Below are 23496 nucleotides of genomic sequence, written 5' to 3'. Positions count from 1 at the left end.
TGGCCAGGGTTGTTTCCCCGCCGTCGATGTAGTGCTTGATGTGATGGGCATCAGTCCACGTCGCCGGTGCCCCGCACTTGATGCAGCACTCGTCGCGGATGATGATGGCTTTACGGACCGGCCCGGTGAACAAACGCTTGGGTGGGCTCAGATCAATCGGCACCTGCTGCCCATCGAGGGTGATGAAGGTGAAAGTCGAATCACACGCCAACGCTGCTGCGGTGGCTTCGGTGATCGGACCCATCCACCGCAACGACGCCTGATCAGGATGATCGGCCGGGACCGTCACATTCACCTCGGTCCGCGGCGCCGAGATCAACCCCTGCCCACCACCGCCACAGTCGAGCAACTGATGCAACGCATCGGCCCGCGCCTGCGTCGGCGTCCGCGCATCCGGAGAACCATCCGGCTCCGGACGCGGCTTCGACCAGAAGTCCAGGGCGGAAAACAACTTCTCCCCGATCTTCACATCCAGATCGAACTTCCCCACGCACCGCCCGTCGCTACCGACCGCATAATCGAGACTGTTCAGGGAAGGGTCCTCCGCGGGCGGTTTCCCACCGGTATCTGCAGCCAGTGCGTTACCCAGACCTCGAGCAGTCTTACTGATCTCAGCCGGCGGCGCCCCCGACACCGCCCCGTTCAGCAGCTCCCCCTCAAATTCGTAACGCTCGGCGTCGGTGACCGGCTCGTCCGAGCGCCCCTCGATACCGGCTAGACCCTTGACCACCGCATCAACATGCTCGGACGACAGGTACCCATCACGGGCCCACCCGGCCGTGCGATCCAAACCCGCCAAACCGGCACCGATTCGCACCCACCGCTGCGCCGACGCCGGCGCAGCACCATTGGCTTCCAACAACTTCGACGTCGTAGACCCCGCCTGCCGCGCCACCCCCAACTCATCGAGAACCGCAGCACACACCGACACCTGATGCTCGGTGGCATTACGCAACGTGATCAGATCACGCACCAACACCAACAGCTCCGCACAATCACCAGGGACCACCAGCTCAGTCACAGCCGACACCACATCGAGAACCCGCATAAGACAACACCTTCCACCCAAGCAATCAACAGGGACAGTCGGCGGCATCTTCCCGGAAGGGCATGTATCAAGATTCGTCATCATTGGGCCGACTACCTACAACCTACCGCACTCGAACACATGTTCGCAAGCGGTTCCAACCTCCAATCTCACTGGTTCCCATCACCTTTCGGTAGTCAAAGAAAGAACCTTCACACAAAAAGACGCCCCACCTGAACAGGTGGGGCGTCTTGAAGAAAGTCACTCGCGGCGACCGTCAGTGACTACTGCTGAGGTACTCCTCATCGGTCACGTGCTCGAGCCATGTGGTGGTGGTCGCCGGGTCGTCGGCATTGTCCAGCATCGCGAGATGCTCCATGAAGTTCTCGGATGTTGCACCGTGCCAATGTTCTTCGCCAGGCGGGCAGTAAATGGTCTGGCCCGCGGAGGCCTCGACCTTCACTCCCCCACGCGACTGCACCCATGCGACACCCTGGGTCACGTGCAGAGTCTGCCCTCGCGCGTGCGAGTGCCAGGCCGTCCGCGCTCCCGGCGCGAACCGCACCTTCGCGACGATCATCTGCTGGCCTTCTTCACGGGGGAAGGCGATCGGGTCCAGCCACACGTCCCCGGTGAACTGCTCAGGCGGGTTCTTGGTTGTCGGTACTACGGGGTCGACCTGCATGCTCACGCCTCCGGGATGTCGAGGCCGAACTTCTCACGCGTGACTGCCTCGGGCTCAGGTCCTCCACGGACACCGGTGTCGAGCGCGTCGATCGCAGCGAGCTGGTCAGCGGTGAGTTCGAAGTCGAACACGTCGAAATTCTCCGCGATTCGCGACGGGGTGACGGACTTCGGTATCACCTGCCGGCCCTGCTGCAGATGCCAGCGCAGCATCGCCTGGGCGGGCGACTTACCGTGTGCCGCAGCGATCTCCTTGATGACCGGATCTTCCAGTGTGGAGCCATGTTTGCCATCCCGGTAGAACGTGATGCCGCCGATCGGCGCCCAGGCCTGCGACAGGATGCCGTGCTTCTCGTTGACCTCGAGCAGCTCCGACTGGCGGAAGTAGGGATGAACTTCGATCTGATTGATCGCCGGCACAACAGAAGTCGCTTCCAGTAGGCGATCGAGGTGGTCGGGCATGAAGTTGCTGACCCCGATGGCCCGGACCTTGCCCTCTGCGAGCAGCGTTTCGAGCGCCTTGTATGCGGCGATGGTGAGGTCGAACTCGCCGGGTAACGCCTGATGCAGGATCAACAGGTCGATTTGCTCGACGCCGAGCTTGCCCGCAGCCTTGTCGAACGCGTGCACTGTGGCGTCGTAGCCGAAGTCGTTGATCCAGATCTTCGTCTCGATGAAGATGTCGGAACGGTCGACACCGGAACGCGCGATCGCGTCGCCGACACCTCGCTCGTTGAGGTACGCCGCAGCGGTGTCGATGTGGCGATAGCCCGTCTCCAGCGCGGTCGTCACCGCGGCGTCGGTCTCGGCGGGTGGGGTCTGGAAGACGCCGAAGCCCAGGCTCGGGATCTCGACGCCGTTGTTCAAAGTCAGATTCGGAATACTCATGACTTCCACGCTAGGCGCGACATCGGCCGCGTGGGAGTCCTTGACGGTCGGGGTACTGGCAGAACCCCCTTCGAACTGCTGCTTCCGGCTGGAACTATCACGCCGAGGATCACGATCAATGCCAGCGCATGCATGATGCTGCTGGCGGGGCCGATGCTCATGGCCGGACAGCGACCTTGAGCGTCTCGCGGGAGTCCATGGTGGCGTAGCCCTTCGGGGTGTCCTCGAGGTCGACGGTGCGGTCGAAGACCCGCCCGGGGTTCACGGTTCCGTCGAGCACTGCCGGGAGCAGCTGCTCGATATACGCACGGACGGGGGCGGGGCCGCCGGTGAGGGTGATGTTCGGGCCGAACAGGCTGCCGAACCCGACGGGTGCGTCGTCGTACTGCGGGACGCCGACCCGGCTGATCACGCCACCGGGCCGGATGACGCCGAGCGCCTGGTCATACGCCGGACGATGACCCACAGCTTCGAGGACGATCTGGCTGCCATGTCCACCGGTGAGTTCGCGAACCTTGGCAATGCCTTCTTCGCCGCGTTCGGCGACGACGTCGGTGGCACCGAAGTCCCTGCCGAGGTCGGTACGGGCGGCGTGCCGTCCCATCAAGATGATCCGCTCGGCTCCACGCTGTTTCGCCGAGAGCACCGCGAGCAGGCCTACGGCGCCGTCGCCGATCACGGTGACGGTACTGCCTGCGGTGACACCCCCTCGGACGGCGGCGTGCCAGCCGGTGCCGTAGACGTCGGACAGGGTGAGCAGCGACAGATGCATGGCATCGTCGAGGCCCTCACCCCCGTCGACCTTGACCAGCGTGCCGTCGGCCAGTGGAACTCGAACCGCCTCGGCCTGAGCGCCGGCGGTTCCGAGCGCAGCGTCGCTCCAGAACCCGCCGCGCACGCACGAGGTCTGCAGGCCGGCCAGACAGAACTCGCAGACGCCGCACGACACCGCGAACGGCGCAATCACGAAGTCGCCCACGCTGAGGGTGGTGACGTCGGCGCCGACCGCTTCGACGACTCCGATGAACTCGTGGCCCATCGGCGCGCCCGCCGGGTCGGACGGCATCGAGTGGTACGGATGTAGATCACTGCCGCACACGCAGGCCCGGTTCACTCGGACCACTGCGTCGGTGGCCTGCTGGATGGATGGGTCAGGGACGTCGATGACGCGGACATCGCCCGCGCCGTACATATAGGTTGCTCGCATACGTCCAGTTGACGTCCGATCCGGACGGCTGGGGAGTCACTGTCGGTCCAGGTACTGCCAGTGCCTCCCCCGAGCCGATTCTGCGGCCTACCGTGGGTCCATGGGCACGACCGACCTACGCACCGAGATCCGCGAGTTCCTCAGCTCCCGTCGGGCACGCATCACCCCCGAAGAATCGGGTCTGCCTGCGTACGGCGGCAATCGCAGGGTCAAGGGGCTGCGGCGGGAGGAGGTCGCCATGCTGGCTGGTGTCTCCGTCGACTACTACATCCGAATGGAACGAGGCAGCCTGTCGGGTGCGTCCGACAGCGTGCTCGACGCCCTCGCCGGTGCGCTCAAACTCGACGAGGCCGAGCGCGATCACCTCTTCACCCTGGCCCGCCAGTCCGAGACCGGAGCGCGGCGGCGCAAGCGAGCACCGCAGTCCACCGTCCGCCCGGCGATCCAGCAGGTCCTCGACGCCATCACCGACGCCCCTGCCTGGATCCGCAACGGCCGGCACGACATCATCGCGATGAACGACCTCGCCCGCGCGCTGTACTCCCCCGTCCTGGCCGATCCGCGCCGTCCGGCGAACACCACCCGCTTCGTCTACCTACACCCCGAAGAAGCTGAGGCCTTCTTCGTCGACTACGACCAGATCGCTCGCGACGCCGCCGCGATGCTCCGTCTCGAGGCGGGCCTCAATCCACACGACAAGGCACTCATCGAACTGGTCGGCGAACTGTCCACCCAGAGCGAGGCGTTTCGCCAACGCTGGGCATCGCAGGACGTGCGGTTCCACCGCAGCGGCCGGAAGAGGCTGCACCACCCGGCGGTCGGACAACTCGACCTCGACTTCGAAGCCATGGAGTTGCCTTCCGAGCCAGGCCTCAAGCTCAACATCTACACCGCAGCCGCCGGGACACCCACCGCCGATGCGCTCAAGCTGCTGGCGTCCTGGGCGGCGAGCCACGACGTCCTGCCCACCGAGCGCACCGCCTCGAACGACCAGGCGTAAATAGCGCACCCGGTTCACCCAGATCGGATGAAGCTCGGAACCTCGTCGAGGAGAATGCTTAGAGCGGACCACGACAAAGGAGTGCCGGTGACCGATCTCGACGCGCGGCCGACGCAGGACCAAGAGTTCATCGACGCACCGTTGCCCGAACACCCGGACCCGGGTCGGCAGTCACGAAAAGTGGTCCCACGCCGCGAGCTCGGACGTTGGAATCCAGAAAAACGTGGCCACGACGCACTGCAGACGATTCTCGCGCAGAGCGACATCCGCGCCCCCGACCTGTTGCCCATCCGCCACGGTCGGATGAGTCACTCCCCCTGGACCTATTACCGCGGCGCCGCCGCGGTGATGGCTGCCGATCTGGCTTCCACCCCGCACACCGGCATCATGGTGCAGATGTGCGGCGACGCACACGTACTGAACTACGGGATGTGGACGTCGCCCGAGCGCAACCTCATCTTCGACCTTCGCGACTTCGACGAAACCTTGCCCGGCCCGTTCGAATGGGACCTCAAACGTTTCCTCGCGAGCTTGGTCGTGCTCGCTCGCGACAACGGGATCTCGGAATCGGCCGCGCAGGATGCGGTTCGGGCGGGTTACCGCAACTACCGCAAGCACATGAGAACGTATGCGGAGATGCCGCAGATCGACGTCTGGTACGACCAGATCGACATCGAGCAACTGGTGAAGTACGCCAAGAAAGAAAACGAAGAGAAGCTGGACGCCCTCATCGAGAGCCGCGCCAAGAAGCGGACCAGTCGGGGTGTGTCGAAAAAGCTGCTCACCACTGTCGAGGGAAAGCGACAGATCACCGAGGATCCGCCGTACCGGACCCACCGACTCGGCGATGCCGCCGAACAGATCTTGCGTGTCGTCCTCTCGAAGTACCACGAGTCGGTACCCGACCACCTGGAGAATCTCCTCAGCCGGTACGACGCAGTGGACGCCGTACGCCAGGTCGTCGGCGTGGGCAGTGTCGGCATGAGGGTATTCCTGACGTTGCTCGAGGAACGTCGTACAGGCGACCCCCTGTTCCTGCAGGTCAAACAAGCCGGACCCTCTGTGTACGAACAGTTTCTCGGCAGGAGCAAATACGACAACCACGGTGCCCGAGTTGTGCACGGACAGCACCTCATCCAGAGCGCCACCGACATGTTCGTGGGCTGGACGTCGTTCGAGTGGCAGGAGTTGGATCTGGATCTGGACTTCTATGTCCGTCAATTCCGCGACGGCAAGGTGATCCCGAAAGGCGAAGGGGTGGCTCCGGTGCTACCTCGGTTCGCCGCTGCGTGCGGACATGTGCTGGCACGGGCGCATGCCCGAAGTGGTGACTCTGCAGCGATCGCCGACTATCTCGGGAACAGCGACAAGGTGGAGGACGCCCTCGTCGACTTCTCGAGCGCCTATGCCGACCAGAACGCCGCCGACCATGCGCAGTTGGCGAAAGCCGTTGCCGACGGCGATATCCCATCAGAACAAGGCTGGCCCGACATCCCCTGAGCTCGTTCTACAGCATCTCCCAATAGCGCGCCGACTCGACCGCCTCGCGGCGGTTGGACACGCCCAGCTTTCGATAGATCGAGCGCTGGTGAGTCTTGACGGTGTTGACCGACACGAACAGATCAGCGGCGATCTCGGACGATTTCAGCATGGTCGGCAAATACTTCAGCACTGCTAGTTCGCGTTCGGTGAGGTCTTGCAGGACAGTGGCGGGCGGCGTCGTCTGTTCGGTGACGACGCCGAAGGTATCCGCGAGTTCGGTGACGAATGAACTGCGGTCGCCGCTGAGGCGGATATACCGGTTCAGCTGAATCGGTATCTGCGCGTCCGCCAGCAGGAACGGTCGCCGCAAGCCGACCGGCGCGGCCAACGCCACTGCGGCGCCGACCCGTTCGACGGCCGTGTTGTCGCGCCGAAGGTGGCCATGCGCAGCCGCCTCCAGCAGCGCACCCTCCGCGGCCAGTGTCTTGAACCCGGCGAACCGGTCTGCCGGACGAAGCTCCTCGAGAGCAGCGGCGGGCCTGGCGAGTTCGAGAAGCGCTTTGGCGCGGGTGATGCGCATCAGGCTCGACGCGTAGTCCACACCATCGCCGGGGTCGCCGATCACCTCGAGCGCAACCTGGGGTTCCCCCGCAACCATCGCCACCTCCGCGCGGCAAGCGCGCGACCACGCAACCAACAAGGCGGGCAGGACAACCGATGCCGCCAACAGGTCGAGACGATGCAGTGCCGTCCGTGCCGGCGACAGCTCCCGACGGGCAACGGCGACGCCGACTGCCGCCACGTGCAGGAGCAGCCTGCACCCGATGTCCGACCCCGTAGTACTGGCCGCCAGGCCCGTGTCGATATACCGCTCGGCTTTCTCGAAATCAGCTCGTTCGAGGTAAACCAGTGCCGCGGCAGCGTAGGCGGCAAGCAACTGGGGCTCACGCGCCCATCCCCGCGTCTCCGCCGTCGCCAGCGAAGCCGTCGACTCGATCTCGGCCTGATCGAGATCACCCAGCAGGAACTCGACGAGCGACAGATAGGACGCGGCCGAGAGCACCGTCAAACCTATACCGAGATGCCCGCCCTGGGTGCGCACCGCAGACAGACTGATCTGTGCCCGGTCGAGGAGGCCTTCGTGCACGAGTCCGGTCGCGCGGTTGTTGATGGCGACGAGGGTGTAGGCAGCGGACGCCGGAACCTCCCGCCGGGGAACGCGATCGAGTAGTTCGAGCAACCCATCCGCGGTTGCCACCAACCGTGACGGCGAGGTCGCCCTCGCATGAACGGTGTGCGCGATGGCTATGATGATCCGGTACACGTCGGCCAACGGATCGTCTGTCCCACTCAGCAGCAACGCAGCGTCGTCGGCATTTCGTTGCATCGACTCGAAGTCGTGTCGCTGATAGTCGCACACCAGCGCGACGATCAAGGTCTCGGCGGTCGGCAACCGGGCCACGTCGTCGTACACGGTGGACAACGCCGACACCAGAGCGGTGGCCTGCGGCGTCAAGATCAGCGGAAGGGCGACCTGTCCGAGAACCATTGCCACAGTTGCCCAATCACGGGCGTACGCATAGTGGCGCAACGCATCGATCGGCTCGTTCCTACCGAAGTACCAGTCCGCGGCCCGGCGGTTCAATTCCGCGACACTGTCCGGATTCTCCGCAGAGAGTCTGTCCTGCAACAACTCTCGGAGTAGCGGGTGATAACGAAACCAGTGCGGGCGGTCCGACAGTCGCACCGTCAGCGCGTTACGTGCCACCAGGTCCTCGAGTACGTGTTTGCTGTCCACGCGACCGGACAGAGCTCGCGCCAATTCTGCGGTCATCTGATCGACAACACTGGTGGCGAGAAGGAACAAGCGGTCGCTCGGAGACAGCCGGTCGAGTATCTCCTCCAGCAGGTATTCGGCGACCCTTCGATTGTTGCCGCTGAAGTGCTCTAGGACCGGGACCGCTCCGGCAGCCTCGTCGACGCTGATCATCGCCAGGCGAAGTCCGGCCGGCCAACCCTGGGTACGACTGTGGAGTTCAGTGAGTGTGCCGTCGCCGAGCGTCACCCCACTCCGGGCGCACACCTCGCGGGTTTCCGCAGCCGTATACGTCAGGTCGTTGCCGTCGATGTCGGCGACATCATCGACGAGGCGGAGTCTGGACAGCCGCAGGTCGGGCTCGGTGCGGGAGACCAACACCAGGCGCAATTGCGGAATGCGGTACTCGGCGACGCGATTGATGCTGTCCAGCGCGGCGGGATCGGTGATGTGGTGGAAGTCGTCCAGCACCACGACGATCGGCGTCGGTAGATGCATCAACCCTTCGACGATCCGGTCCAGTTCGGGTTCGCCGAACTGCACTCCCGGGGTCAAGGTTGCGAGCACACTCGATTGCGGCACAACCCCGGAAATCCGCAAGGCATCCAACAAGTCCGCCCACAGGCCCTGCACGTCATATCTGGTGTCCGCGGTCAGCCAGGCAACGGCCCCGGGAGGATCACCGCGCCCGACCCAGGCCGAGACCGCGAGGGTCTTACCGTAACCGGGTCCGGCGCAGACGATGGTGACGGCTTTGCGCGCGCCACGGTTAAACATCGAGTTCAATCGCTGACGCTCGACGAAACCTGGTGGAGAATCCGATCGGGACGTCCGTAGACGAAATGCAGCAGTGTACTGGTCGGCCATGTCTTGACCACCTCTTTCGGTATTGTTCCTGGCCCCGCCCGTGGAACACCTGTGCATGATGATAAGTCGTCTTATTCGCGCGCACATCTCATTCCCTACGGATGACGACAGAACCCGACAACAATTGGGAAACTGACGTCACTCATCGTCGGGCGTGTGCGCAGGTCACAACACCGACGTGCATGTCTGCTCATGGAGGTCCGGTTTGATCGACTACTCCGACTTGGGTCCGGTCGACTACGTGATCGTCGAGTTCGTGGACGGAGAACACCACGTTCCCGCCGCCATGACGCGATCACTACTCGACCTGGTCGACCGCGGCATCATCCGGGTGCTCGATCTGCTCATCGTCGAGAAGTCGGCCACCGGCGACATCGCGGTGACCGAAATCGAAGACCTCGGAAAAGCCTCCGAGTTACGTTCGCTCACAGGGACACTCGCCGAGATCCTGGCGGCCGACGACATCGACAACCTGGCCAGGGCGATCCGCTCAGACGCCACCGCCGCGGTGATCGTCTGGGAGAACATCGGAGTCGCCTCGCTTTCGGCGTCTGCACGTCAGGTCTCGGCGCAGATTGTCGCGCAGGGGCGCATCCCCTCCCGAGCGATCGTCGCGACACTCGAAGCCGACCACCCCATGGCGGACTGACGTGACGATGCGCAACGGAAGAGCCACGAGACGTGCGGTGATCGGGCACCCTGTCATCAGGCAGCGCTCGACCGCGGACGGCGCAGCTGTTGTCGCCGAGGGTATTCGTCGCCGGCGAAGCTCCACTGACCATGATCGCGATCGTCGGCCCGGATCTCCCGAAGCCGGCGAGCCCGAAAATGATTCACACCAATCCGATCTGTACATCGACGAGAAGCCAGGAGCCCGACATGCCGAAGCTGGAGATCAAGAAGACCACAGAGCTGACCCGTAAGCAGGTGTCCGAAAGGCTCATCTCCCTCGGTAAAGCCCTTGCCGGCGGTTCCGAGGTGGACCTGGGCGCCGGCGGTGAGTCGATCACGGTCGAAGTCGCCGACCGAGTCCAGTTCGAGCTCGAGATCGAGGTCGACGGGGATGAGACGGAGATCGAGATCGAGATCAAATGGCGCGATGCTGCTACAACGACCGCCAAGGCAGCACCCGAACCGGCCGCGGCCGCACCGGCCAAGGCGACCAAGCGGGCTCGGCCACGCAAAGCGGCCGCCAAGTAGTACGCCGCCCCCGGCATCGTCGTCGGATGGACAGCCATCGTGGCAGCCCGGATCCCGCGTCGCCCGCCGCCGCCCGTTGGTTGGCACGGGCGTCGTTTCTTGCCGTACTGGCGACAGCGGCAGTCCTCGTGGTGTTCGCAGGGCTGCACACGCTGACCTTGCTGCTCGCTGCAGTGGGCACGATTCTGATCGCGGTCGTCGGCCTGTTCTGGTTCCTGTCTTCCCGCGGAGTCGTGCGCTGGGTCTCGCTGGCGGCACTGGTCATCGCCCCACTTGTGTTTCTGGGCTTGCTCATTCGCGCGAGTCTGCTGTGGGTGGTGGTGACCTCGATCGTATTGCTGGTGATCGCCGGAATCTGCGCCCGCTCAGCTATTCGGCGGGACAACGCCGGCCCAGCGATGCCGGAGCGGGGAGCCTCACGTCCAGAGCACGCGTTCCTGGTGATGAATCCCCGCTCGGGCGGGGGGAAGGTCGGCACGTTCGACCTGAGGAGAAAGGCCGAGGCCCTCGGAGCCGAGGTCGCGCTTCTCGACGGACCCGGGTTCGTCGACGTCGCAGCCCTGACCCGGGACGCGGTCGAGCGTGGGGCCGATCTGCTCGGTGTTGCGGGCGGGGACGGGACGCAGGCACTCGTGGCGGGCATCGCTGCCGAACACGACCTCTCGTACTTGGTGATCAGTGCCGGCACGCGCAATCACTTCGCCGCCGATCTCGGACTCGACCTCGACGACCCGGCCAGGTGTCTCGACGCCCTGGTCGACGGGACGGAGATCCGCGTCGACCTCGGCGAGATCGGGGGCCGAACATTCGTGAACAATGCGTCATTCGGTGCGTACGCCGAGGTGGTGCAGAGCCCTGAGTACCGCGATGACAAACGGGGCACGATGCTGCGGATGCTGCCCGACCTGATCGGCAACCACCGCGGCGCCGGGTTGCGGGTCCGAGCGGGAAATATGACGATCGACAATCCTCAGGCAGTGCTGATCAGCAACGGGCCTTACGAGACCCATGATCTCGCGGGACTCGGACGTCGGCCGCGGATCGACCGCGGCGTCCTCGGAATGGTCACCATCTCGGTCGACAGCGCCAAAGACGCCCTCGGTCTACTCCGCCGCACACGACAACGAGGGCTGACCCAGGACACCGTCGACGCCGTCGTGATCGAGGCCGATGCGCAGGAGATCCCGGTCGGTGTCGACGGCGAAGCGCTCGTGTTCCCCACCCCGGTGCGATGCACCATCAGACCGGGCGCACTACGGGTCCTGGTTCCTCGCGAGCGACCTGGAATTCACCGGCCGCCGACGCGAGTGGACTGGGTTCGACTTCTCGATCTCAGTGTGCACGCGCAGCCGATCTTCAGCCGCGTCAAACCCTTTGGGCGCCGGAGATAATGACAGCCGTCTCACTGTCGCGCAAGCCGAGTCGATGTCTGCACGAGGACCGTTGGCAGTGTCCGCCGCGAGAGAAAGCGCCGCCTACTTCGAAGGAAAGACGGTCTTCCAGTCGTCCTTCACGCTGACGATCGTCCAGCCGAGCTCCTTGGCACGTTCGACCGATTTCTCGGCGTTCGATGTGTATGCGAACTCGCGCTCGTCATCGTCGTGGTCCACCAACAACGCAAAGGTCGCTGTCTCGAGCATCTCGATGTCGACGTCGGCGTTCCCGCCGGCGAACACCGGCAGCCGCCCCGTCGTGGCGAAGATGTGCTCCGGCTTTCCCGGACCGATGTCGAGTCCGCCGAGGCCCCGGGCAGCGCGAACCATGGATCCATTCGAATAGGAGTAGTCGGCGGCCGTCCCGATCACGTTCTCCTTGTAGATACCCCACGTCTCCTCCGCGAAGACCCGCATGAAATCGCGCCCACCGCCGGAGCAGACAAAGACTCGAAAGTCGTTGTCCTTCAGATATTTGATGAGTTCGAGCATGGGTGCGTACACAAGTTCGACGTAGGGAACATCGAACTTCGGTTGCTTGACCGCCTCCAGCCACTCCCGGACCTGAGCCTCGAACTCGGCTGGGGTGGTTCCTGCCCACGACCGCGCGAACGCGGCCAGTAACGTCTCGATCACCTCGGGGTCCTGCGCTCCCACCCGAGCGAAGAAGGCGTTGTCCTTCTCGACCAAGGCCTTGTACGGCTGAACGGCAGCCAGAGCGTGGTCTGCTGCGACCTCGTCTCCCCACTTGCGAAACACGAAGTCGAACTGGGGCGGCAGCGGCTGCTCCGACCACAGGGTGCCGTCGTTGTCGAACGCCGCGATCCGGTCCGCGATCTCCACGAAGCCTCCACCGGGGGTGACTGCCGAGGTCACGAAGTCGACGACGGCCTTCCTGGCCACTCCGTCGTTCCAGCTCGGCAACACAGTGCCAGACACATTCCCCCCCAAAACGGCTTCGATGCGAAATACCTCAGGTGATTGTCGTCAACGGTAGATCGCGGAGGTCGTTGCCGCGCGGCGAATCGGAGCAATCGGAGTCGACGACGGGCCGACTTGGACACCAAACAAAACTTGAGTCTGGACACATGTCTGATGGTCGAGGTAGCGTGCCTGCCATGGGACGCGTGGACGGAAAAGTGGCAATCATCAGCGGTGGCGCACAGGGAATGGGCGCATCGCACGCCCGACTCCTGGTCGCCGAAGGCGCCAAGGTCGTGATCGGAGACATCCTCGACGAGAAAGGCCAGGCTCTGGCCGACGAACTCGGCGACGCCGCTCGTTATGTCCACCTGGACGTAGCGCAGTTCGATCAGTGGGAGGCCGCAGTCGCCACCGCCGTCAACGACTTCGGGGCTCTGAACGTCCTCGTCAACAACGCCGGTATTGCCAACGGCAGTTCGATCCAGCAGTTCAAGCACGACAAGTGGCAGAAAATCATCGACGTCAACCTCACCGGCACGTTCTTCGGCATCCAGGCGTCGACCGATCCGATGATCGCGGCCGGTGGCGGTTCGATCATCAACGTCTCGTCCATCGAGGGCCTTCGCGGGGCTCCCTGGGCGCACGGATACGTCGCGACCAAGTGGGCCGTGCGCGGTCTCGCGAAATCGGTCGCGCTGGAACTGGCGCCACACAACATCCGCGTCAACTCGTTGCACCCCGGTCTGATCCGCACACCGATGACCGAGAAGTTCCCCGACGACCTCGTGACGATTCCGCTCGGTCGACCGGGACAGTCCAGCGAGGTGTCCACATTCGTACTCTTCCTGGCAAGCGATGAATCGTCGTACGCGACGGGCACCGAGTTCGTCGTCGACGGCGGACTGGTCACCGACGTTCCCCACAAGTCCATGTGAACTTCTGATTCCAGAGCCCGACAGACCAGTGCATCAACACTTCTGAGGAGATCCCCATGGCGATTCGCGTCGCCCTCATCGGCACCGGCAACGTCGGCCGCCTGGCGCTGACCCAACTGATCGAGAGCGCAGATTACGAACTGACCGCGGTGGGCGTCTCCACGGACACCAAGGTAGGCAAGGATGCCGGCGAATTGGCCGGCGTAGACGCCGTCACCGGCATCACCGCAGTGGGCGACATCGACGCGGTACTGGCAACCAAACCCGAGTGCGTTGTGTACTGCGCGATGGGCGACATCCGCACCGGCGATGCGCTCAGGGATTGTCAGAAGATTCTGGAAGCCGAAGTCGATGTGGTCGGATCGGCACCGGTGATCCTGCAATACCCGTGGCAACTGTTGCCAGACAAGAACATCGACCGGGTCCAGGCTTCTGCCGCCACAGGCGACGCGAGCATCTTCATCACCGGCGTCGACCCCGGATTCGCCAACGACCTGATCCCCCTCGCCCTGGCGGGCACGTGTCAACGCGTCGAGCAGATCCGCGTCATGGAGATCGCCGACTACGCCACCTACGACGGCGCGGTCGTCATGTTCGACGTCATGGGGTTCGGAAAACCCTTGGACGAACTACCGATTCTCTTTCAGCCCGGCATCCTCGGATTCACTTGGGGCACCACGATTCGGCAACTCGCGGCCGGCCTCGGTATCGAGGTCGACGAGATCACCGAGAACTTCGAATTGGAACCCGCCCCCGAGGCGTTCGATGTCGCAGTCGGACGGATCGAGAAGGGAACCGTTGCTGCCATGCGCTTCGAGATCCACGGAAAGGTCAAGGGGCACTCCGCGATCGTCGTCGAGCACGTCACCCGGCTGCGCGACGATCTGCGACCGGATTGGGCGCGGCCCGCCCAGGAGGGCGGTTCGTACCGGGTCGAGATCGTGGGTGAACCCAACTACGCCGTCGACATCTGCCCAACCAGCGTCAAGGGCGACCACAACCACGCCGCGATCGTGGCCGCCGCCGGCCGCATCGTCAACGCCATCCCGGCGGTCATCGCTGCACCACCGGGGATCCGCACCACCCTGGATCTGCCCCTCGTCACCGGCAAAGGCCTCTACGTCGGCTGACCCGGCCGCGGGGCCCGCCATCGTCCGATCGCCTCAGGCGCACGAACCTTGTTTTGGCCCGAGACCGACGCCGTGCCACCGTGGACCCATGGAACGCGAGTACCGCTTCGAGATCGTCTCCCTGCTGGTGTCCCCTGCCCACGCCTACTTCGGCCGGGCCAAGGACGGACCGGCCGCCGACGTGGCGACGCAGACACCCGATTTCATCGAGATCACCGCAAACAAAGGCATCCGGGGCGACCGCTTCTTCGGTGTAAGGGCGCACACCGAGGCAGCGATCACCTTTCTCGCCCTCGAGGCCTGGGAGACCGCGGCAGGAGACGTCGATCCGGCGGTGGCCCGCCGCAACGTCATGGTCCGTGGACTGGAACTCGACCCGCTGCGAGGCGAAGAGTTCGAGATCGACACCGGTGACGGACCGGTCCGGTTTCGCGGCGGGCGTCCTGCCCACCCCTGCGTGTGGATGGACACGATGGCAGGCGAAGGCACCCGCAAAGCACTGATCGGACGCGGCGGACTCCGTACGCAACCGTTGACGTCCGGGGTCCTGCGCGTCGGGCCGGCAGTCATCTCCTGCGATGTGCAACTCGACCCGGCGCGGGTGGCAGAGCAGGTCCGACGGGCCCAGCCGATCTGAGGAAACGCAGAGCCGTCGACATCTGCGACGAGACAACGATCTTGTGTTCACTCGCGCCTGCTTCAGTGACGAACTGGGTCCGGTCGATGCAAGTAATGTAGATGCCGCAATACCCATTATTTCTCTACTTTTTATCCACCAAAAATGTGATACGGACACACGATTCGGTGCACACTGGTGTCAGCGAGTCCCTTTCGTCGACGAAAGGCCGGGCGACATGACTACCGTGATTTACGTGGCGGCCGAGGTGGAGCAGGCTCGCTATCTTTTCGGAGAATTGAGAAGATGGGTCTGCATCCTCGAACTCGAAACGCATCATCCGAATGCACCTGCTGTCGTATTCCTGAAGCAACGCGAGCTCGACGAAATCCATAGACTAATGGATGCCCTCATTTCCGAATTCCCCGAAGCGTTTGTCCTGTCGCCCCAGCCGGTTCCGATCATCGCTCAGGACGCCTCATGACTCGATTCGGGTCATTCGCGTCGAGATGATCAGACCGATGACGCCAGCAGAAAGCGGTATGAGCAAGGCTATTTGAAGAGCCAGTGGCCGCGCATCCGTGTTGATTCGGATGACCTCGTCGGCGGTCTCCACCGGCTGTTCGGTAAGTAGTTGTTTCAGTTGGGTGTTGCTCATGAGCTCGGCGTCGTCTTCGAGCACCTGTGCGACCTGTTGTTGCTCCGACGGCGCAAGCACCTCGCTGGAGTCGGACATCGTTGTGAAGGCGATGGTCATCGCCGCCAACATGACCGCCCCGGCGAACGCCAGTCCGAAGGACAATCCAAACGATCCCGCGGCCGAGTTCACACCCGCAGCCTCACTGATCCGATCTTCGGCAATCGGCGCCAAAGTGTAGTTGTTGAGCTGCGACACCAGCAGCCCGAGAGCAGATCCCATGATCACCAGGGGGATGACGAGCCCCCAACCGAACTCCGCGCGTGGCACGATGGGAATCAGTGCGACGGTTCCGATGGTCAGGAGCACAAAACCCCACCGGATGATGCTGCTCGGCCGCCGACCACCGGCCTTCTTACCTGCCACCAGCGCTACGGCAAACATGCTCAGCGACAGCGGCGCCAGCGACAGGCCGGCCTGCATCGCGTTGTATTCGAGCACCATCTGCAAGTAGATGGGCAGCACGATCATCGTCCCACCGAGCGCGATCTGCTGGAGCATCTGTCCCGAAATGCCCAAGCGATACATCGCTGAACGGAACAGGGCCGGGTCCAGCAGCGTCGACTTTCCCTCACGGGTGCGCCTGATGAGCCAATATGCCAACCCCACCAGCGACAGCGCGCCGACCACCAGTAGGAGGCCGACCGCCTCGCCTCCTTCCTGCCACACCAGAACGCCCAGCACGATTGTTCCCATGCCGACAACCGACAGCGCTGCGCCGACCAGATCGATGCCTCTGGGCCCGGTGTACGGCACGTCCTTGACCAGTCTGATGCCGCACAGCACGATCGCGATGATGGCCACTTCGAGTACGAAACCGACTCTCCAGGAGAGGAATGTCGTGATGAAGCCTCCGAGTAGGGGGCCGATGGCAGCAGCTATGGCAGCGGCCGCGCCGACCAGCGCATAGACCTTCTTCTGAGCGGCACCATGGAAATTGCCGTGGATGAGCGATTGCATCGCGGGCAACAGAAGTGAGGCGCCGATTCCGCCGAGAACGGCCCAGAAGACGATGATTGCAGTCAGACTCTGCGCGAACGCCATGGCCGAGGCCCCGACCGCGTACCCGAGCAACCCGAGCACATAGGCCCTTTTTCGTCCGATGAGATCACCGACCTTGCCGCCGATCAGAATGAATGCCGCGGACACCAGCGCCTCCAGGGCGATAGCTGCCTGAACTCCGCTGACCGTGGTTTCGAGGTCGCGAACCACCGACGATATGGAGACATTCATCAGCGAGGTGTCTACAACCAAGACGAACATCGCCATCGCGAGGAGCAACGCGAGTACACGATCCGAGTTCGTCAGCTGCCCGAAATCCTCGGCGGATGAACGGTCATTCATGCGGCCACCCACCCTGAGAGTAGGTCGCCTGATTGAAATGCCATACCGCAAGGGGCATCAGCGTTCACGCAGTCCGATATGCGGCGCTGTCCACACCGGATGGGTTCAGGCGCTCCACCATTGGTAGATCAACCCTTCTGAACAATTCAACAGCTCGCATCGGGTCCGGACTGCTGTTACCCCTCGTCAATTCCTCTCGCGCACGGCGTTCTACCAACAGTGGTATGAAGTCACGCACCCGCGCGTCGACGAAACGCTCGTAGATGGATTGGACGAGGCAGTCCATGTCCGCCATCGTGATTCCAGGATGGCAAGAGACCAGGCGCGCAACGACGTTCGCGATGCTCTGACGCTCAGCGTCAAGCTCATGGGCCATGCGTCGCATCCTTTCCGCGGCGCCGAGCCAGTTGGCTCAGACGTACCCAGTCGATCGGCGGCTCGGCAGGGCGGGGCGTGGGCAGGTCACGCGGCAGCCTGACCCGAAGGACCCCCGGCTCGATCGTGCATCGCACCGGAGAGGTCAGCATCAACGTCTCTCCATCCACACCCACGGGAACTTCGACGGTATCGGCCTCGATGACGACCTCGGCAGTGGTGTGTTGGGTCAAACCTCGAACCTTTGCGCGGCGCAGCAACCCCACTGCCTGTCGAGTGTTGGCAACCGACAGTGTCACCACTCCGAGGATGCCGAGGTCGAGCCGCACTCGCCGGCTCAGGCCCGCCAGATCTCCTGTGCCGTAGGGGTTGTTGCTGACCAGGACTGCTTGCGGCCCGGTCACCTGCACACCACCGAATCGAGCGGTCAACCGCGAGCCGGCGTGTTCTGCGAGTAGGTCTGGAATGGCGGAGAGTACGGTCCCCGCCTTGTCCTCTCTGTACGCAGGACTGCGTACGATCTCCGCGTAGACACCGAACGACGCATTGTTCACGAACGGCCTGCCGTTGATCCGGCCCAGGTCAACAGGCACGTCCACGCCATCGCGCAACGCATCGAGGCAAAGGCTCGGGTCGGTGCGATCGAGTCCCAGGTCCATCGCGAAATGGTTGCGAGTTCCTGCGCTGATCACCACGAACGGCACTCCGCGCTCGGCGGCCACCGAGGCCACGAGGGCCTGCGTGCCATCGCCGCCGGCCACTCCGAGCAGGTCGGCGCCCCGTTCGACCGCGTCCCGCGCCAATGCGGTGACGTCCACCGTGGCCGGACCTTCCAGCAGCACAACCTCGGCACCGAGATCCTCGGCCTTCCGCCGGAGATCGAACTTCGCCACCTTCCCGCCTCCCGAACGAGGGTTCATGAGGACGAAGGGTCTCTCGGCCTTGACCGCAGGTGCCCTGATCGTCCTGTCCGGCAGCGGTCGATGCAGGGCAGCACGGGCACAGAACACGGTCAGCAAAGCCAGTCCGCACACGGACATCACCGCTGCCAACAAGTCGGCCTGGATGAAGACGATCAGCATGGAGAGAGGGGCGATCAGCACGATGGCAAATGAGATCCACCGCAGTACGCCTCGGCTGGCGAGGACCCGATACAACGCTGCCGTCGTGATCACAACTGCACCGACGCTGACCAGCAGGACACCTACCGTGCTCGTGAGCCCTGCCCACAGCAGCGGCACTGCAGCGGTCGAGAATGCGAACAGGAACGCTGCTCGGGCCCACCATCGGCTGCCAGCACCTTCGGACCTGACCGCTTCGTGCCGCCGATCGGTCATGGTCGGTCCGCCGAGTCGGTTGCGCGGCCTGTTCTATCGGCGTAGGCCTCTACGGCGTAGTCGAGCGTCGGGTAGAAGTGCGTTGCGTCGAACCTGTCGCTCAGTCCGTACCGGATGAGTCGATCTTTGATGGGGCCCTTCATCTCTGCGAACACCAGTCGGATGTCTTTCGTCTCCAGGTACGTATCGAGGTCGACCAGTTCGTCGACGGCCGTGGTGTCCAGGCCTGTGATCGGTTCTGCCGCAATGACCACCCACTCGACAGGTTCCGCCGCCTGCGTTACGAGTGTGCGTACGTACTGATCGAAGATCTCACCGTTCGCAAAGAAGAGCGGAGCATCGAACCGCACCAGGATCAGCCCAGGGATACGCCGCCCGTCAGGATGACGTTGTACATCGTGGAAGCCCGGACGCCCCTCCGTCTGTACCAGTTCGGTGCGATATGGCTGCCAGGCTCGCGCCACCACAGCCACGAAAGAAAGGCCGATCGCAACCAGGATTCCCTGTAGTACCCCGACAAGTGCCACGCCGAGAAAAGCCGCGGCGGCGAGGCTGAATTCGACCGAGCTCATCCGCCACAGACGCACCATGCCGCCAACATCGATCAAGGCGGTGGCTGCCACGATGACCACTGCCCCGAGGGCCGCATCGGGAAGATAGGAGGTGACGCCGGGCGCAACCAGGATGAAGATCAGTACCGCGGCCGCGCCGATCAAACAAGCAAATTGGGTTTTGGCGCCGCTCTGTTCGGCCACAGGTGTTCGAGAACCGCTGGCCGACACCGGAAATCCGCCCAGGAATCCTCCGGCGATGTTGGCTGCACCTACCGCTTTCATCTCGGTGCTGCCGTTCACGTCTTCACCTCGTCGCGCTGCGAACGTACGCGACAACACACCCGTGTCCGCGAATGCAATCAAAGCGATGCCGGCCGCAGGCCCGACCAGACGACCGACGTCGCCCCAGGTGACCCCGTCAAATGAAGGGAGTGGCAGGCCCTCCGGTAGAGCGCCGACCATCTCGATCTCATCTTGCAGACCGAGGATCGCGGACACGACGATCGCCCCGACAACGGCGACCAGGACGCCCGGTACGACAGGAAGCCACACCCGGAACGCAAGAATTACCGTCAGTGAGCAGACTCCGACGGCGGCAGCAACGGGATCGATGCCGCCCGTGAACACTGCTCGAACAATCTCCCGAATCTCGGTCAGGACGCCAGTTCCTTCGACGTCGAATCCGAGTAGTTTCGGCAGTTGCCCGACGATGACGACGAGCGCGATGGCGTTCAGGTAACCGAGCCTGATGGGCTTCGACAGTAGTTCGGTCACAAAACCGAGTCGGAGGTACCCACCGAGCAGAAGGATCACACCGACCAGGACTCCAAGAATGCCGGCCAGGGCCAACGCTTCCTCGGGGTCGTCGGTGACGGTGAGGGGAACTATCGCAGCTGCGATGAGCGGGGCCAGGGATGAGTCGGGACCGAGCACCAGGATTTTCGAGGGACCGACCAGCGCGTACACCGTCAGAGGCACGATCGTTGCGTACAGGCCTGCGTAAGCGGGCAGTCCCGCTGCCTCGGCGTACCCCATCCCCGCCGGTATGAGCAGCGCGGTGAGCACGAGCCCGGAAGTCACGTCAGCTCGCAACCACCCGCGACGGTATCCACGCGCGGTCACGATTCCCGGAAGCTGCGCCAGACCGGCCATCCACGACATGACGCGGTTCTCAGCGAACGTCACGGGGGTTGAACGCTGCGGCGACGGTCAGTACAGGCGACAGATATCGCTGGATGTACACCAGCAACTTCTCGCGTCCGGTCGGCGCCGTCAGCGCCACCACCCGGAACACGCGCGGGCTCACCCGCACGGTCATGGCTGCTATGACACCGCCTGTTACTGCTGTGTCACGGCACTCGAACACGATGCACACCCGCGATCCGGTCGACTTCACCCATTCCTGAAGTTGCACGAGCTCGCCGCGCAGCGGTCGGATCAGGTGACGGTAATCCTTGTTTTTCATCGAGCGGGGAGCGTCAGCAGCATCGACGTTCGGCATGGCGAGCGCCGACGACGACTTCCGCCTCTTTTTCTTGCTCACCGCGACAATCCCGACGTCAGCCGACGTTCATACGCCGCCGTCTACGCGGTCGCGGTCCCACGTGGTGACGGCCCAGATGATCACCGCGTCCAGTGCAATCAACACCAATGACCAGATCGGGTAGTAGGGCAACCAGAGAAAGTTGGCAACGATGGATACAGCAGCGATGACGACCGCACCCACTCGGGCCCACACCGCCCCTGTGTACATCCCACACGCGACCGCCGCCCCGACAAGGCCGAGTATCAGCACGATCCAGCCCCAGGTGGTCAGGTCGAACTTGTACACATAGTCGATGCCGGCAACAAATATCTCATCGTTCGCCAGAGCCGAGATGCCCTGGAAAACTCCCAAAACCGACACCACGAGTAGCAGGGTGGCGGCTGCGAAGTTCGTTCCGGTGGCAAATCCTTGCCTCACCGGGTGGCGACCATAACCATCGGCGGTTGTTCGCTCGGTCGAAGTCATTTTTCCTCCATCGGTGGGGTCCATCATTGTCGACGCCTCATCGCGTCATCGGTCACGCTCTGCGCTTCTGAACTTGTTTCGACTGCCCGGCCCGGTCTCCAGCTATGCGCTTATTGCCGCACTCTTCAGTTGCTCGAATTCGACCCGATCGATGACGCCGTCGTCGAGTAGCCCTTTGGCAGTGGATATCTGGTCCGCGGCCGATCTTCCGGCAGTCTTTCTGATGTACTCGTCCGCCTGCTCTCGGGCTGCCTCGTGCGCAGCCACGGACCGTTCGGCCATGCCGCTCCGCCGAGCGATCAGGTAGACGAACAGGGCGATATACGGGATGAATACCAGGAAAAGTATCCATGCAGCCTTCGCCCAGCCTGAAGTCGCCTTGTCACGAAATAGATCGCCGATGACATGAAACAAGATAAGCAAATAGGCGACGAACGCAAAGATGACGATGGTGTACCACATGAAGTCCCAAAAAGAATCCCACATATGCCAGATCTCCGCTTCTATGTCGCCGTACTCGCTGAGGATTACGGTGGAGTGTGATGTTTACCGACGGGCTCTTTCAGTAGACCATTCGTTCGCCTCGATGTACCAGGGCACAAAGTCACACAGACAAGGGGACGGATGGCCTTCGCTCCGACCGCACATTGGAGTCGCAGAACGGCATTCAGACGATGGTCAAGTCGATGACACTCGACTCTAGTCACAGTGGCCCGTGCCCATGATCATGAGATTCTCGATGCCCGTCGCCTGTTCCAGGAGGGATAAACATGGATCTCGAATCGGTCGAGGGGGCCTCGGGCACAGGACCCCGTGCATGTGCCGATCACGCGATTTCCAGCGCACTTCCGCGGTGCTCGCCCGCGGTCGTCGTGGTACCCATGCTCGAGGAGGCGCTGACCAATGGCGGTCCGCAAGACTCAGGGTCTCTTCGCGTTGCAGCCACCTGGCTGTGGACGCGATTCGATCAGATCTCCAACTCCGAACTCGTTGGGCTCCTCAATCGAGGCGGCCTTGCGCCCGCCGATTCCACGGATCTCAAACAGGTCGATCGCGCGATACAAGTGGCCTGCCGCACGATGTTCTTCGAACTTCTGGACTGGGCGCTCGTGGCCGTGGAGCGCTATCGGGCAATGCCGCCGACATATCGCAAAGAAAGTATAGACTTCAGTGATTCCACGATGTTCGCTTTTCAGCACTAACGCACGCAGCGCGGACGCGTTGCGGTGCCTCGTCGAGTTGCCGAATCCACCAGTTCTGGGCCCTCGAATTACACTTGCCGGGTCAGCAGACGCTCGCACTCACTAGGAGCCTGCCATCATCTCAGTATTCTTGGCCGATGATCACGAAGTTGTTCGTCGGGGGCTCATCGAGCTGATCAATGCCGACACGGAACTGTCCGTTGTGGGCGACGTCGGCACGTGCGCGCAGGCGCGGGTACGCATTCCGGCGTTGAAGCCGGATGTTGCCGTCCTCGATGTCCGGATGCCTGACGGAAGCGGCATCGACCTGTGTAGAGAGCTGTTGCTCAAGGTACATGGTCTTCGGTGCCTGATGCTCACCTCGTACACCGACGACCAGGCGATGATTGATGCGATCACGGCCGGCGCCAGCGGATACGTGATCAAGGACATCACGGGAATGGATTTGACCAAGGCAATTCGCGACGTGGGTGCAGGAAAGTCGCTGTTGGACAATCGCGCAGCTGCCGCCTTGATGGATCGTGTCCGAACCGGTCAGAATGCTGCCGGCCGGCTCGACGGGCTCACTGAACAAGAGCGCAAGTTGCTTACGTTGCTCGGCGAGGGATTGACCAACCGGCAGATTGCGGAACGGATGCACCTCGCCGAGAAGACAGTGAAGAATTACGTATCCCGGCTGTTGGCAAAGCTGGGGATGGAGCGTCGGACGCAAGCCGGCATTTACGCATCCCAGCTCGCGGCCGACCGCAGGAGTCGCGAACGTTGAT

At 63.3% G+C, this 23496-nt stretch carries 23 protein-coding genes and 1 pseudogene; 11 read left to right on the top strand and 13 right to left on the bottom strand.

From position 1 onward, the window contains the following. The 4 genes from BH683_RS02615 to BH683_RS02600 form a co-directional block, all read right to left on the bottom strand. Positions 1–1048 (bottom strand): DUF222 domain-containing protein (locus BH683_RS02615; protein ID WP_084834716.1); only part of this gene is annotated, 1048 nt, incomplete at its 3' end. Positions 1049–1304: 256 nt separating this feature from the next. Further along, the gene (locus BH683_RS02610) at positions 1305–1712 is read right to left on the bottom strand and encodes a cupin domain-containing protein (protein ID WP_084834715.1); all 408 of its coding nucleotides are present in this window, start codon (positions 1710–1712) and stop codon (positions 1305–1307) included. Positions 1713–1714: 2 nt separating this feature from the next. Further along, the gene (locus BH683_RS02605; RefSeq protein ID WP_084834714.1) at positions 1715–2599 is read right to left on the bottom strand and encodes an aldo/keto reductase; all 885 of its coding nucleotides are present in this window, start codon (positions 2597–2599) and stop codon (positions 1715–1717) included. Positions 2600–2756: 157 nt separating this feature from the next. Next, on the bottom strand, positions 2757–3806 hold the full coding sequence (locus tag BH683_RS02600; protein ID WP_084834713.1) for an alcohol dehydrogenase catalytic domain-containing protein: 1050 nt from the start codon (positions 3804–3806) through the stop codon (positions 2757–2759). Positions 3807–3906: 100 nt separating this feature from the next. Between BH683_RS02600 and BH683_RS02595 the strand changes: the two genes are divergently transcribed. Together BH683_RS02595 and BH683_RS02590 are read left to right on the top strand one after the other, a co-directional pair. After that, positions 3907–4806 carry a helix-turn-helix transcriptional regulator gene (locus tag BH683_RS02595; protein WP_084834712.1) on the top strand — a complete coding sequence of 300 codons (900 nt, stop codon included), beginning with the start codon at positions 3907–3909 and terminating at the stop codon, positions 4804–4806. A 129-nt stretch (positions 4807–4935) separates the two neighbouring features. Beyond that, positions 4936–6306, top strand: coding sequence for a DUF2252 domain-containing protein (locus BH683_RS02590; protein WP_246833157.1), 1371 nt, complete (start codon positions 4936–4938; stop codon positions 6304–6306). A gap of 7 nt (positions 6307–6313) precedes the next feature. Here the strand turns inward: BH683_RS02590 and BH683_RS02585 are convergent, their stop codons facing one another. After that, the gene (locus BH683_RS02585; protein WP_246833156.1) at positions 6314–8881 is read right to left on the bottom strand and encodes a LuxR C-terminal-related transcriptional regulator; all 2568 of its coding nucleotides are present in this window, start codon (positions 8879–8881) and stop codon (positions 6314–6316) included. Positions 8882–9176: 295 nt separating this feature from the next. Between BH683_RS02585 and BH683_RS02580 the strand changes: the two genes are divergently transcribed. The 3 genes from BH683_RS02580 to BH683_RS02570 all read left to right on the top strand — a co-directional run bounded on the left by BH683_RS02580 (position 9177) and on the right by BH683_RS02570 (position 11562). After that, positions 9177–9620, top strand: a complete 444-nt coding sequence (locus BH683_RS02580) for a DUF6325 family protein (protein ID WP_143695957.1) — start codon at positions 9177–9179, stop codon at positions 9618–9620. 230 nt (positions 9621–9850) lie between these two features. Then, entirely contained in the window at positions 9851–10171 is a 321-nt protein-coding gene (locus BH683_RS02575; protein WP_084834719.1) for an amphi-Trp domain-containing protein, read from the top strand. A 26-nt stretch (positions 10172–10197) separates the two neighbouring features. Beyond that, entirely contained in the window at positions 10198–11562 is a 1365-nt protein-coding gene (locus BH683_RS02570) for a diacylglycerol kinase family protein (protein WP_084834708.1), read from the top strand. Between the two features lie 84 nt (positions 11563–11646). Here the strand turns inward: BH683_RS02570 and BH683_RS02565 are convergent, their stop codons facing one another. After that, positions 11647–12543: an HAD family hydrolase gene (locus BH683_RS02565; RefSeq protein ID WP_084834707.1), complete on the bottom strand. Its 897-nt coding sequence runs from the start codon at positions 12541–12543 to the stop codon at positions 11647–11649. A gap of 179 nt (positions 12544–12722) precedes the next feature. Here BH683_RS02565 and BH683_RS02560 point away from each other — a divergent pair, with 179 nt between their 5' ends. The 4 genes from BH683_RS02560 (at position 12723) to BH683_RS02545 (ending at position 15693) form a co-directional block, all read left to right on the top strand. Continuing rightward, positions 12723–13463, top strand: a complete 741-nt coding sequence (locus tag BH683_RS02560) for a glucose 1-dehydrogenase (RefSeq protein WP_084834706.1) — start codon at positions 12723–12725, stop codon at positions 13461–13463. A 56-nt stretch (positions 13464–13519) separates the two neighbouring features. Continuing rightward, complete coding sequence (locus tag BH683_RS02555) at positions 13520–14593, top strand: diacylglycerol kinase (RefSeq protein ID WP_084834705.1); 1074 nt, start codon at positions 13520–13522, stop codon at positions 14591–14593. Between the two features lie 88 nt (positions 14594–14681). Further along, positions 14682–15230 (top strand): molybdenum cofactor biosysynthesis protein, encoded by a 549-nt coding sequence (locus BH683_RS02550; RefSeq protein ID WP_084834704.1) that lies wholly within the window; start codon positions 14682–14684, stop codon positions 15228–15230. A gap of 235 nt (positions 15231–15465) precedes the next feature. Continuing rightward, entirely contained in the window at positions 15466–15693 is a 228-nt protein-coding gene (locus BH683_RS02545) for a hypothetical protein (RefSeq protein WP_143695956.1), read from the top strand. On the opposite strand, the gene BH683_RS02540 is transcribed toward BH683_RS02545, so the two are convergent. The 7 genes and pseudogenes from BH683_RS02540 to BH683_RS02510 form a co-directional block, all read right to left on the bottom strand. Next, positions 15688–17250, bottom strand: a complete 1563-nt coding sequence (locus tag BH683_RS02540) for an MFS transporter (protein WP_084834702.1) — start codon at positions 17248–17250, stop codon at positions 15688–15690. The genes BH683_RS02545 and BH683_RS02540 overlap by 6 nt on opposite strands. Positions 17251–17314: 64 nt before the next feature. Further along, positions 17315–17626 carry a hypothetical protein gene (locus BH683_RS28875; RefSeq protein WP_084834701.1) on the bottom strand — a complete coding sequence of 104 codons (312 nt, stop codon included), beginning with the start codon at positions 17624–17626 and terminating at the stop codon, positions 17315–17317. Continuing rightward, entirely contained in the window at positions 17616–18962 is a 1347-nt protein-coding gene (locus BH683_RS02530) for a diacylglycerol kinase family protein (protein WP_084834700.1), read from the bottom strand. The genes BH683_RS28875 and BH683_RS02530 overlap by 11 nt, the downstream gene beginning before the upstream one ends. Continuing rightward, entirely contained in the window at positions 18959–20677 is a 1719-nt protein-coding gene (locus BH683_RS02525) for a SulP family inorganic anion transporter (protein ID WP_084834718.1), read from the bottom strand. Before BH683_RS02525 ends, BH683_RS02530 begins: the two co-directional genes overlap by 4 nt. Before the next feature lie 61 nt (positions 20678–20738). Beyond that, positions 20739–21017: pseudogene (locus BH683_RS02520) on the bottom strand (polyphosphate kinase 2); the annotation flags it as partial. Between the two features lie 69 nt (positions 21018–21086). Beyond that, positions 21087–21527 (bottom strand): hypothetical protein, encoded by a 441-nt coding sequence (locus tag BH683_RS02515; protein ID WP_084834699.1) that lies wholly within the window; start codon positions 21525–21527, stop codon positions 21087–21089. A 102-nt stretch (positions 21528–21629) separates the two neighbouring features. Beyond that, entirely contained in the window at positions 21630–22013 is a 384-nt protein-coding gene (locus tag BH683_RS02510; RefSeq protein ID WP_084834698.1) for a PLDc N-terminal domain-containing protein, read from the bottom strand. 284 nt (positions 22014–22297) lie between these two features. Here BH683_RS02510 and BH683_RS02505 point away from each other — a divergent pair, with 284 nt between their 5' ends. Next, positions 22298–22729, top strand: a complete 432-nt coding sequence (locus BH683_RS02505) for a hypothetical protein (RefSeq protein ID WP_084834697.1) — start codon at positions 22298–22300, stop codon at positions 22727–22729. Between the two features lie 115 nt (positions 22730–22844). Next, entirely contained in the window at positions 22845–23495 is a 651-nt protein-coding gene (locus tag BH683_RS02500) for a response regulator transcription factor (protein WP_084834696.1), read from the top strand. Position 23496: the final 1 nt, after the last annotated feature.

The sequence above is a fragment of the Williamsia sp. 1138 genome (assembly GCF_002095435.2).
Classification (GTDB): domain Bacteria; phylum Actinomycetota; class Actinomycetes; order Mycobacteriales; family Mycobacteriaceae; genus Williamsia.
The sequence above is the reverse complement of the archived record's forward strand: the minus strand, read 5'-3'. Positions and strand labels throughout refer to the sequence as shown.